The 11833-nt window shown below is 41.9% G+C and carries 13 protein-coding genes; 4 read left to right on the plus strand and 9 right to left on the minus strand.

Annotation, left to right across the window (positions count from 1 at the left end):
- Window positions 1–130: 130 nt before the first annotated feature.
- The 4 genes from fusA to ACX1N5_RS14280 all read right to left on the minus strand — a co-directional run bounded on the left by fusA (window position 131) and on the right by ACX1N5_RS14280 (window position 4849).
- Window positions 131–2269, minus strand: coding sequence for an elongation factor G (gene fusA, locus ACX1N5_RS14265; RefSeq protein WP_458803204.1), 2139 nt, complete (start codon window positions 2267–2269; stop codon window positions 131–133).
- Window positions 2270–2452: 183 nt separating this feature from the next.
- Window positions 2453–2923, minus strand: coding sequence for a 30S ribosomal protein S7 (gene rpsG / locus ACX1N5_RS14270; RefSeq protein WP_004750610.1), 471 nt, complete (start codon window positions 2921–2923; stop codon window positions 2453–2455).
- Window positions 2924–3084: 161 nt separating this feature from the next.
- Complete coding sequence (rpsL, locus tag ACX1N5_RS14275) at window positions 3085–3459, minus strand: 30S ribosomal protein S12 (RefSeq protein ID WP_000246374.1); 375 nt, start codon at window positions 3457–3459, stop codon at window positions 3085–3087.
- Window positions 3460–3595: 136 nt separating this feature from the next.
- On the minus strand, window positions 3596–4849 hold the full coding sequence (locus ACX1N5_RS14280; protein ID WP_458803197.1) for an EcsC family protein: 1254 nt from the start codon (window positions 4847–4849) through the stop codon (window positions 3596–3598).
- Window positions 4850–5142: 293 nt separating this feature from the next.
- Between ACX1N5_RS14280 and ACX1N5_RS14285 the strand changes: the two genes are divergently transcribed.
- The gene (locus ACX1N5_RS14285; RefSeq protein ID WP_458803195.1) at window positions 5143–6375 is read left to right on the plus strand and encodes a beta-ketoacyl synthase N-terminal-like domain-containing protein; all 1233 of its coding nucleotides are present in this window, start codon (window positions 5143–5145) and stop codon (window positions 6373–6375) included.
- A gap of 11 nt (window positions 6376–6386) precedes the next feature.
- The gene (hemJ, locus tag ACX1N5_RS14290; protein ID WP_004750604.1) at window positions 6387–6839 is read left to right on the plus strand and encodes a protoporphyrinogen oxidase HemJ; all 453 of its coding nucleotides are present in this window, start codon (window positions 6387–6389) and stop codon (window positions 6837–6839) included.
- Between the two features lie 18 nt (window positions 6840–6857).
- On the opposite strand, the gene ACX1N5_RS14295 is transcribed toward hemJ, so the two are convergent.
- The gene (locus tag ACX1N5_RS14295; protein WP_131381447.1) at window positions 6858–7331 is read right to left on the minus strand and encodes an Lrp/AsnC family transcriptional regulator; all 474 of its coding nucleotides are present in this window, start codon (window positions 7329–7331) and stop codon (window positions 6858–6860) included.
- A 177-nt stretch (window positions 7332–7508) separates the two neighbouring features.
- Here ACX1N5_RS14295 and ACX1N5_RS14300 point away from each other — a divergent pair, with 177 nt between their 5' ends.
- Window positions 7509–8681 carry a benzoate/H(+) symporter BenE family transporter gene (locus tag ACX1N5_RS14300; RefSeq protein ID WP_458803193.1) on the plus strand — a complete coding sequence of 391 codons (1173 nt, stop codon included), beginning with the start codon at window positions 7509–7511 and terminating at the stop codon, window positions 8679–8681.
- A gap of 62 nt (window positions 8682–8743) precedes the next feature.
- On the opposite strand, the gene ACX1N5_RS14305 is transcribed toward ACX1N5_RS14300, so the two are convergent.
- Entirely contained in the window at window positions 8744–9088 is a 345-nt protein-coding gene (locus tag ACX1N5_RS14305; RefSeq protein WP_131381449.1) for a hypothetical protein, read from the minus strand.
- 94 nt (window positions 9089–9182) lie between these two features.
- Window positions 9183–9830: an HAD-IA family hydrolase gene (locus ACX1N5_RS14310; protein ID WP_131315209.1), complete on the minus strand. Its 648-nt coding sequence runs from the start codon at window positions 9828–9830 to the stop codon at window positions 9183–9185.
- A gap of 94 nt (window positions 9831–9924) precedes the next feature.
- On the opposite strand from ACX1N5_RS14310, the gene ACX1N5_RS14315 reads away from it, so the two are divergent.
- Complete coding sequence (locus tag ACX1N5_RS14315; protein ID WP_458803189.1) at window positions 9925–10692, plus strand: hydroxymethylpyrimidine/phosphomethylpyrimidine kinase; 768 nt, start codon at window positions 9925–9927, stop codon at window positions 10690–10692.
- A 30-nt stretch (window positions 10693–10722) separates the two neighbouring features.
- Here ACX1N5_RS14315 and ACX1N5_RS14320 read toward each other — a convergent pair whose 3' ends face one another.
- Both ACX1N5_RS14320 and ACX1N5_RS14325 read right to left on the minus strand, forming a co-directional pair.
- Window positions 10723–11352 carry a nuclease-related domain-containing protein gene (locus tag ACX1N5_RS14320; protein ID WP_458803187.1) on the minus strand — a complete coding sequence of 210 codons (630 nt, stop codon included), beginning with the start codon at window positions 11350–11352 and terminating at the stop codon, window positions 10723–10725.
- A 71-nt stretch (window positions 11353–11423) separates the two neighbouring features.
- The gene (locus tag ACX1N5_RS14325; RefSeq protein WP_458803185.1) at window positions 11424–11741 is read right to left on the minus strand and encodes a DMT family transporter; all 318 of its coding nucleotides are present in this window, start codon (window positions 11739–11741) and stop codon (window positions 11424–11426) included.
- Window positions 11742–11833: the final 92 nt, after the last annotated feature.

The following is an 11833-nucleotide window of genomic DNA, read 5'->3' on the forward strand; positions in this document are numbered from 1 at the left end:
ATGTGGCTTATTACGTTCAAACTTGGCTTTAGCCATGATGATCTTCCTTTTTAAACTACTCATGCAGGGTCACTGCATGAGCACTTGGTTTTTAACTAAGAATTAGTTTGGGCTTATAGTAATCGAAAGATTACTCGTCGTCACCTTTTTTACCGCCAGATTGGAATTTAGAAATAATGCCTTCAGCCACGTTACGTGGAGTTTCAGCATATTTAGCAAATTCCATAGAGTAAGTCGCACGACCTTGAGACATAGAACGCATTTGAGTTGCGTAACCAAACATCTCAGCCAATGGAACTTCAGCACGAATTGCTTTAGTACCACCAGGTAAATCGTCCATACCTTGAACCATACCACGACGACGGTTTAAGTCACCCATGATATCGCCCATGTAGTCTTCTGGAGTTTCTACTTCAACTTTCATGATAGGTTCAAGCAAGATAGGATCTGCTTTCATGAAACCATCACGGAAGGCATAAGAACCTGCCATTTTGAACGATAATTCGTCAGAGTCGACATCATGGTAAGAACCATCAAACAATGTCGCTTTGATACCCACAACAGGGTAACCAGCCAAGACACCATTCTTCATACGTTCTTGAATACCTTTGTCGACCGCGCCAAAGAATTCTTTAGGTACAGTACCACCAACAACTTCTTCAGCAAATTGGTAATCTTTACCTGCTTCTTCAACATCCATAGGCTCTAAACGAACATATACATGACCGAATTTACCTTTACCACCTGTTTGACGAACAAACTTACCTTCTTGCTCAACAGACTTCTTAATCGTTTCACGGTAAGCAACCATTGGTTTACCAATGTTCGCTTCAACACCGAATTCACGTTTCATACGGTCAACGATGATGTCAAGGTGAAGCTCACCCATACCAGCAATAATGGTTTGACCAGATTCTTCGTCAGTACGAACGCGGAACGATGGATCTTCTTTCGCCAAACGGCCTAAAGCAATTGACATTTTTTCTTGGTCAGCTTTAGTTTTTGGTTCAACAGCCAATGAAATTACTGGCTCTGGGAATTCCATACGTTCAAGTGTAATGATGTTTTTCTCATCACACAGCGTATCACCAGTAGTTACGTCTTTAAGACCTACACACGCAGCGATATCGCCCGCACGGATTTCGTCAAGATCTTGACGTTCGTTTGCGTGCATTTGCACGATACGACCGATACGTTCACGTTTAGATTTAACTGGGTTATATACTGGGTCGCCTTGTTTAAGAACACCAGAATAAACACGTACGAATGTCAAGTTACCTACGAATTTGTCGTTCATGATTTTGAACGCAAGTGCAGAGAACGGAGCTTCGTCAGATGCTTCACGAGTTGCTTTAGTTTCAGCTTTATCGTCAAGGATACCTTCGATTGCTTTAACTTCTGTTGGAGATGGTAAGAATTCAATTACAGCATCCAACATACGTTGAACACCTTTGTTTTTGAATGCAGAACCACAAAGCATTACTTGGATTTCAGAAGCCAATGTACGGGCACGCAAACCTGCGATGATGTCTTCTTTAGAAAGATCACCTTCTTCTAGGTATTTGTCCATCAACTCTTCAGAAGCCTCAGCTGCTGCTTCAACCATGTTAGTACGCCATTCATTAGCAGTATCAACTAGGTCAGCAGGAATCTCGCCGTATTCAAACTTCATACCTTGAGATGCTTCATCCCAAATGATCGCTTTCATTTCGATCAGGTCAACAACACCTGCGAAAGTATCTTCTGCACCGATTGGCACAACGATAGGCACAGGGTTCGCGCCAAGGCGAGTTTTCATTTGCTCAACAACACGGAAGAAGTTTGCACCAGTACGGTCCATCTTGTTCACGAATGCCAAACGAGGTACTTGGTATTTGTTTGCTTGACGCCATACAGTTTCAGACTGAGGCTGTACACCACCTACCGCACAGTAAACCATGCACGCACCGTCAAGAACACGCATAGAACGTTCAACTTCGATTGTGAAGTCTACGTGTCCCGGGGTGTCAATTACGTTGATACGGTGTTGTTGGAATTGGTTAGCCATACCAGACCAGAAACAAGTTGTTGCAGCAGAAGTAATGGTAATACCACGTTCTTGCTCTTGTTCCATCCAGTCCATTGTAGCTGCACCGTCATGTACCTCACCAATTTTGTGAGAAACACCTGTGTAGTACAAAATACGTTCTGTAGTAGTTGTTTTACCTGCGTCAATGTGCGCAGAAATACCGATGTTACGGTAACGAGAAATCGGAGTTTGACGAGCCATGATGTCTGACATTCCTAAATGTGATCTTTAAAACAGGACGCACCAATAAAAATTGATGCGTACGAATACTCAAACTGTTGGGCAACTTAAATACCCGCGAAAGCTCCACTTTGGTAGAGAGCCACGTTAAATCGAGCTGCAGTACGCATGAGTATTCTCCTGATAAGGGACTGTCTTAACCGCTTAGAAACGGTAATGAGAGAAGGCTTTGTTAGCTTCAGCCATACGGTGCACGTCTTCACGTTTTTTGATCGCAGCACCTTTGCCTTCAGCTGCATCAAGCAACTCGCCAGCAAGACGTAAAGCCATAGTTTTTTCAGAACGCTTAGCAGCAGCATCTACTAACCAACGCATAGCCAAGGCAGTACGACGGGATGGGCGCACTTCCATAGGTACTTGATAAGTAGCACCACCCACACGGCGTGCTTTTACTTCGACCATAGGACGAACTTTTTCAAGCGTAGCTTCAAAGAATTCAACTGGGTCTACTTTGTTTTTTTCTTGAACACGTTCTAAAGCACCGTAAACGATACCTTCTGCAACTGATTTTTTACCATCTTGCATAACGTGGTTCATGAATTTAGCGATTGTTTGGCTACTGAATTTCGGATCCGGAAGGATTTCACGAGCAGCGACTACGCGACGTCTTGGCATTTTAATACACCTAATAATATGACACTTCAGGGTGATCCAGCAGTGTGTGCAAGTGTCATGCACGCTTCGCTGGCCTTACTATACGTCGCTTGAATTACAAATCTATGAAGAATTCAAACAAGCGAAACGCTAAAGGATTTTTTTGGTCTTAACGACTAAGATTATTTCTTAGGACGTTTAGCACCGTATTTAGAACGTGACTGGTTACGATCTTTCACGCCAGCACAGTCTAAAGAACCACGAACGGTATGGTAACGTACACCTGGTAAGTCTTTAACACGACCACCACGGATAAGAACAACACTGTGCTCTTGTAGGTTATGGCCTTCACCACCGATGTAGCTAGAAACTTCAAAACCAGAAGTTAAGCGAACACGGCAAACTTTACGCATTGCTGAGTTAGGTTTTTTAGGTGTAGTTGTGTAAACACGTGTACAAACACCACGGCGTTGTGGACAAGCCTTCAACGCAGGAACTTTGGATTTTTCAACCAAAGTAGTACGACCCTTGCGGATCAACTGATTTGTTGTTGCCATCTGGCAAGTCTCCCGTAAATAAAAAACCTCAAAAAGAAAGTACCGCTTTTTGAGGGCAAACAATTGTAAGCAAAAACGCCATATTGGTCAATATTCATCGCATACTACAACAGTATGCCGTGCATTTATGACCTGACTATGAAGGATCATCTGGATTTGCGGCTATTTTAGGGCGAGATGGCTTGCTTTTAGGCTTAGATTCGGACACTGCTACAACCATTTTTTCAGGTTGTTTTTCTATTACTGTTTGAGACTGAGTACGACGTGGGCGACGTTGAGGTTTAGGTTTAGGTTTGGCAAGCTCAACCTCATCAGAATTAATACTTTTAAATTCAAGCTGGTGTGCAGATTCTTTGGCCTGATTGAATTGCTCAACTGCAGCATAATAAGCTGCTAATGTTGATATTTTTTGATCAGGATGTCGCAGTAAATAATCTCGGGCAACTGAAAAAATGTGCTGTGCCTTTTGACCTATATCTTCAATAAATTGCCAGCTATACATTGCACTGACACTTGCCGCAATCAAGGGTGTAATGTGATGTAAGGCGCTGACTTTAGGTAAAGTATTCATCCATTGCCATTTAAATTCATGATTTTCATCTAATAATAATTCTTTAAGCCATTCATCATCATTATTTGAACCGAGCAAATGTTGTACAGCAGTTAAATCATTTTCGGCCAATAAACCATCTAATGTTCGCAGCCCAAGCAATACACTTTGCTTTTCTAGCATCTGCTGCAAATTAATTTGCTGAAAAATATATTGCACAACATCCTGATCTTGCTCAGTTAATGCAAAACCATGTGCCCGCCCTGTCTGATAAATCGTGCGTAGCGCCAGTACCAGCGATGCAGGGATATCTACTCCAAGCCCAAGCAGCCCCGTTACACCAGAAATTGTACCTTGCACTCCTGCAATCCATTTATTTTGTTCAGTCAATGCCTGACTAATCCGACCTGAACGTGAAATATCTTGCGACAACTCATGTAGAGATTCTGCCCCTGTTTGCTGCAAAATACTTTGTGTGGCGCTCAGTTTGTCTGAAAATATATGTAATTTTTGGAAACAATATTCTGAAATCTCATCCATACTCATCGGCGAAAGGAATTCAGCGACCTGACTGACTCGATCATAATGCTTGCCAAAAAGTTGTTTGGAAATATTAGGAAAATAAACACGGATTAACTGCTGTGGGTCTTGAACACCAAAACCCAATAGCGCAGGTTTTGGCGTGGCTTCATTGACAACTTTTGAGGGATTTTGTGAGCGCTGTAGTTGTTGACTATTCATCTGATTTAAAACTTTTAAACCCGATGTGCTGAGCTTTTTAGCCACTCCAAAAACCTGATTAAATTTGCTTTGTGGATGCTGATTAACCTCTTTTGGCATTCACATCTCCTCGTTGTTTTTCTTTAAATATTTAATAAATACTAGAAGCAGGAGCACTTTATCTCAACTCGTTTGTGTATCTTTTAGTTAAGTAAACTCTGTTCTGCATATAATCTGTTCTATTTCTAAATACTCATAGGATTTGCCATAAGATTTAAAAAAGCTTTCTGTTATGATGAGAAGCATTATAAACATGAGTGGTGCAGGCATTAACGCTTACATTTCAGGCTTTTGTCCATAAATGTGGTCTGCGCTAGCTCTCAATATCATCACCATATTAAGGGATCTTATAGATGAGACGTGTTGTAATCACTGGTATGGGCATCAACTCATGCATTGGTAATACTCTAGAACAAGTCACTGAATCATTAAAAAACGGCGTTTCAGGCACTCGTTTCAATCAAACTTACGCTGATCTTAACTTTAAAAGCCACGTCAGTGCTGCTGCTGAACAAAATTTCGACAACATCGACCGTAAATTAAAACGCTTTATGGGTGTATGTGCGATGTACGCATACAACTCTGCGGTTGATGCAGTTAAACACGCAGGCTTAACAGCTGAAGATCTTGCAGGCAATCCACGTTACGGTATCGTTGGTGGTAGTGGTGGTGGTTCAACAGCTTCTGTTGTTGAAATGACTGAACTGCTTGAAACTAAAGGCGCGCGTAAAGTTGGTCCTTTCTTCGTTCCACGTAACATGACCAACACGATTACCGCAAACGTCGGTGTTGCGTTCAAATTACAAGGCGTGTCTCACTCAATTGCCAGCGCATGCGCAACTTCAGCAGATGCTATCGGTTATGCATATAACCTGATCCAGCTTGGCAAACAAGATCTAATTCTTGCAGGTGGTGGTGAAGAAGATCACTGGTCTCAAAGCTTACTGTTTGATGCAATGGGCGCACTTTGTTCTAAATACAATGACACTCCAGAAACAGCATCTCGTCCATACTCAGCAGACCGTGACGGTTTCGTCATTGCTGGTGGCGGTGGTTTCGTGGTACTTGAGTCACTTGAACATGCTCAAGCACGTGGTGCCAACATTATTGCTGAAATCGTGGCTTATGCTGCAAACAGTGATGGTGCTGACATGGTTGCTCCATCAGGTGAAGGTGCAACACGTTGTATCCTTATGGCACTTGATGAAGCTAAACAACACGGCGTAGAAAAACTTGACTACATCAACACCCACGGTACTTCGACTCCAGCAGGCGACATCACTGAATTGAAAGCGATGGAACGTGCTTTTGGTGAAGGCAATGTCCCAGCATTTAGCTCAACTAAATCAATGACTGGTCACAGCTTGGGTGCTGCGGGTGTACACGAAGCAATCTACTCTGTTTTGATGATGCAAAATGACTTTATTGCACCAAACATCAACGTGACTGAACTTGATGAAGGCGCAAAAGGTTTTGATCTTGTACTTGAAAAACGTGATGCAAAACTGAATACTGTCATGAGTAACAGTTTTGGATTTGGCGGTGTAAATGCCTGCCTGATCTTCAAGAAATGGGCTAATGCCTAACGAGATCGTAAATGAATGCACCTTCTGATGCTTTTCTATGGGTAAAAGCATTACATATTATTGCCGTGGTTTGTTGGTTCGCTGCTTTGTTCTACCTACCACGTCTTTATGTTTACCATGCCATGAGTGATGATGCGATTAGCCATCAACGCTTTCAGGTTATGGAACGTAAACTCTACCGCGGCATTATGTGGCCTGCGATGATTGCAACGCTAATTACTGCTCACTTTTTAGTGGCTTGGGGCGATGCAACGCAACATTATCATCTGGCACACTGGTTTTATCTCAAAGTTGCATTGGTTGGGTTGCTGGTCATTTACCATTTTGTTTGTGGTTATTACCGTAAAAAATTGATTGAAAATGCCCACTATAAATCACACAAGTTCTGGCGTTTCTTTAATGAAATGCCAACGGTCATCTTACTGGCCGTGGTGATTTTAGTGGTCGTAAAGCCTCAGTTTTAACTGGGGCTTTTTTCTGCTTTAAAATGACAATAGACCATCACTGGTCACTTCATTTAAAACAAAAAATGTTCTTACCTGCCGCACTCCAGGCAAAGCAATAATTTTTTCACTGTGAAAGCGGTTAAATGCCGCCAGATCCTTGACCCGAATTTTCAGAAAATAGTCCACTTCCCCTGCCACCAAATAACATTCCAAGACGTTATTGAGCTGCTTGGCCGCACACTCAAACTCAGAAAAACTCTCAGGGGTTGAACGATCCAGCACAACACCCACCAACACCACCGTTTCACGCTGTACCATGTTGGGATTAACCCGCGCGCGTACATCTAAAATTGCCCCGATCTTAAATAGCCGCTGAGTATGATTCCAGCAGGAAGATGGGCTGATACCAATCAGTTTTGCCAATTCTGCATTACTTAAGCGTCCATCTTGCTGTAAAGCGCGCATAATTTTTAAATCAATTGCGCTTAATTCATCATGATTTTCTGACATAAATATTCTTTACTTAAATTTATTTTTTTGAGAAGAATTTATTCTAAATAATTTAAAATGGAAAATCTTATGTATTTTTAAAGTAAAAATTAAAAAGCACCTTCTTTTTAAAAATTGCTAAATTAATGCTACGTCTTTAAGACACATTTACGTCTAAAATCGTCGCTAGATTTCATTATGCAAAAATTGATTCAAGATTTTTCTGTTCCTGCCGTATTTGCGGGGTTTATTACTTTTCTTATCGGGATTAGTGTTTCTGCAGTTCTGGTGATTCAAGGTGCTCAAACGCTCGGAGCAACCCCAGAACAAGTTTCTTCGTGGCTATGGGCATTGGGTCTATCCATCGGGGTTTCAGGCTTAGTCTTATCATGGAAATACCGTTACCCTGTTGCGACCGCATGGTCAACGCCAGGGATTGCCTTAATTATTGCTACAGGTAGCCATTACAGCCTATCTGCGGCGATTGGGGCATTTATTGTCTGTGGGATACTGACTGCATTTGTGGGTTTCTCAGGAGTTTTTCAGCGTTTGCTGTCTAAAATTCCGATGAGCCTGAGCTGTGCCATGTTAGCAGGGATTCTCTTAAAATTTGGGATTCAACTATTTGCAAGCCTAGAACAAAGTTGGGCATTTATTCTGACTTTACTGGCAATTTATTTGGTTGCCAAACGTCTTTGGCCACGTTACTGCATCGTGTTGACTGTGGTCGCCGCGATGATTCTCTGCCCAGTGTTTATGCCATTTCAATTTCCTCACTTGTCTTGGTCATTGGCTAAACCTGTTTGGATCAGTCCTGAATTTTCAGCTTCAACCATTTTGGGTTTAGCACTTCCACTGTTTATCATCAATATGTCTTCCCAGTTTTTACCTGGAATTGGCATGATCAAGAGTTATGGTTATCAACCACATACCAACTCACTCGTCGGCTGGATTGGCGTATCGCAAACTTTACTTGCACCCTTTGGAGCTTTCTCAGTCTGTCTGGCCGCAATTAGTGCCGCAGTGAGTCTGGATGATCAAGTCCATCCTGACCCGAAACGGCGCTATATTGCAGGAATGAGCTGTGGGCTGTTCTATATATTGATGGGGCTATTTGCGACCACACTGACTGGCTTACTCATGGCATTTCCGAAGATTTTTATTATCACACTGGCAGGAATTGCCTTGTTGGGTACGATTAGCCATAACATCGCGATAGCTTTTAAAGAACCGCAAGACCGAGAACCTGCACTCTTAACCTTTCTGATGAGTGCTTCAGGTGTGCAGTTCTTCGGAATTGGCTCAGCTTTTTGGGGATTGTTACTGGGTATTGTCGTTGCGATGATTTTAAATCATCGTAAAGCACATTAACTGACAAAAATCAAAAGCCAGTGTAAACACTGGCTTTTTTCTGCTGTACTTATTTGAATTGATTAGCTGTTAACAGGTTGATATAGCGAAAAACCTAAATTAAATGCTTGTTCTTGTTGTTTCTGATCAATCGTAAAAATTGCAATTCGCCCATCGGGTGCACCACAGACTTGCGGATAGAGTCGACCATCTGAAGCCACAGTTTGAGCATAAACCTGAATTTTTTGCTCTTCAAGTTGTGTTTTCAACTGATCTACACTCATACCTGTATCACCACACTGATGCCCAAATAAAGATTTGGCAATCTGGACTTTACCTGATACTTGTTGTTGTTCAACTTGCAAAGTACTACAACCCACCAAGCTCAGCATAGCAAGACCAATCGCCAATAAACCTGAAAAACGCATACAAACCCCAATATTTTTATTGATTTAAGTAAGCATAACCAGATTTTTTCAATGACTTGATCTGTTTTAGCAAAAACCCAACAAATTCGATGAATTAATTAAAGTAATTCAAAAGCTCTGCGAACTGCTGAATTTTCAGTTTTGGCGCTGCCTGAGTTAATTCCTGCATCGTACCGTAGCCATATTCGACCGCAATGGTATCAATCCCATTTCGACGTGCGCCCAAAATATCGTATTCTCGGTCACCCACCATCATGCAGCTTTCAGGCGGCAACTGCTCCTGCTGTAAAATGTATTGAATCAGATCCCCCTTGTTGGTTCGTTCGCCAGTCAACTCACTACCATAGGGCTTGGTAAAATAATCAATCAATTCAAAATGCTGTAAAATACGCACAGCAAATACTTCGGGTTTAGCCGTTGCCAAATACAGGTTATAACCACGCTCGACCAGTTCTGCCAAAGTGTCATGAACCTGTGGATATAGCTCATTTTCATACAGACCAATACTGGAAAAACGCTCACGATAGTAATCCAGTGCCTGCTCGGCAAGATCATCCTGAGTGGTATCGAGTAGCTTAAAAAATGAGGCTTTCAATGGCGGCCCAATGGTCCAGTCCAGATCGGTATCTGGAGTCAGGGGTTGCCCCATTTTTTCCATTGCATAACGAATGCAGGTATGAATGCCAATTTTAGGGTCGGTCAATGTCCCATCAAGATCTAATAAAATATTTTCAACTGTCACAACGAAACCTAATCAATTCGTCTAATCAAAGACTCGGAAGTTAAATAAAACTTGCCTATACTAGCGTAAATTTAGATAAGAAGGATATCGTACTGTGCGCCCTACAGTTTTATGTTTTTCGGGTCTTGACCCTTCTGGTGGAGCTGGTTTACAGGCAGATATTGAAGCAATTGGTCAAAGTGGTGCACATGCAGCAATTGCATGTACTGCGTTGACAATTCAAAACTCTCAGCAAGTGTTTGGTTTTGAAGCAACATCAAAAGAACTTTTACTCGCACAAGCCAATGCTGTCGTGGGAGATTTGCCTATTCGCTGTGTAAAATCTGGCATGTTAGGCACAACCGATAACATTGCAGCGTTAGCTGAATTTTTACAACAACATCCAGATTATCTGTATGTGCTTGACCCAGTTTTGGTTGCAAACAGCGGTGGTTCACTGGGTGATCAGGCAACACTGGTCAAAGCATTTGTACAACTGATTCCACTGGCAACCATCATTACCCCCAACACTGTGGAACTACGTGCTTTAACAGGTCTGGAAGATATTGAACAAGCTACGGTCCAATTGTTCAACATGGGTGCTAAAGCGGTTTTGGTCAAAGGTGGGCACGAAGATACGCCTGAGCATATCCGTAATGCTTTATACATTGAGGGTGAACTGGTTTCAGAAACCACTTGTGCGCGCCTTGAAGGTGAATATCATGGTTCGGGCTGTTCACTTGCCAGTTTTATTGCAGGCCGTTTGGCTCAAGGCGATAATATTCAGCAAGCGGTAAATCATGCTGAAACATGGCTATTTCATGTGTTACAGCAAGCTGAAAGCCCAACGCCGAATGGACAAAAAATCCCAAAACGCTTCTAACAAGATTCGCCTGACCTTGCATCGGTCAGGTTACTTCGAGTGATATTTTTTCAGGTTACGCACATGTTCAGCATCGGTTTTTCGGGATTTCACCAATGCCTGTTTCTCTAATGTCTGGCAAATGCGCTTCATTTTGACAGAACTCATCACTTCTTCATGAAAGCTTTTGACATAGTTAATCCATGCCTGACCTTGTAAAACATTGTTTGGCATGGCAGTTTTAAAGGTGCTTTCTCCCACAAAAACCACCACTGAATGCAAATCTTCAGGTTCAATCACATCACTTAACAGTTGTTGCAACGTTTTGATATGACGATAGTTTTGATGTAATGGATTTTGAAATTGATAGCTTTTTTGATACAGTTTTTGTGTCCACATCTTCTGATGTTCATTGCCAAAAATCCAGCCCTGATAGTTTTTAGTTTCAATCACAAATACCCCAAAACGACTCACGACAATATGGTCAATCTGGGTGGTCAACTGTTCATTAATTTTAAAAGTATAATTATTTAAAATGGTATAATTTTTCTCATCCAGATGTTTTTCTGCATGAGCAATAACGCGTTTTTCTCCCCTTTTTCCCTTAGTTTTAGCAGATGGATTAAATACAAAGACAGCCAGTAGTATGGCAATAATCAAAAATAAAATCAGAAGCAACATTACAACAGCAAACAAAAAAAACGCATTGTATTACAGATATTTATATTTAAGAAATTTTATCTCATAAAATTTTATGGTGATGCAATTTTCATTAAGACCAGTCCTGCAACAATCATTACAGCCGCCAGCATCCTCATCGCATTGACAGGTTCTTGTAAAATAACAATCCCCACAATAAAGGACCCCACTGCCCCAATGCCTGTCCAGACCGTATAAGCTGTCCCTAAAGGTAAGCTTTTCATTGCCCATGACAGTAAAGCAAAACTGAGCAACATGAATACAATCGTGATTGTACTCGGAACCAAGAGCGTAAAACCGTCCGATTTCTTCATGGCAAACGCCCAAACCACCTCAAATAAACCTGCTAAAACCAATACTAGCCACGCCATATTGTATCGTCATCCACAAGCACAGTCAGGTCGTCCTGACATTTTTCCCAGTCTGGGGGAGGTCGTTCCTCCCAAAAACGGGATGCAAGAAG

The organism is Acinetobacter sp. ANC 4636, assembly GCF_054454555.1.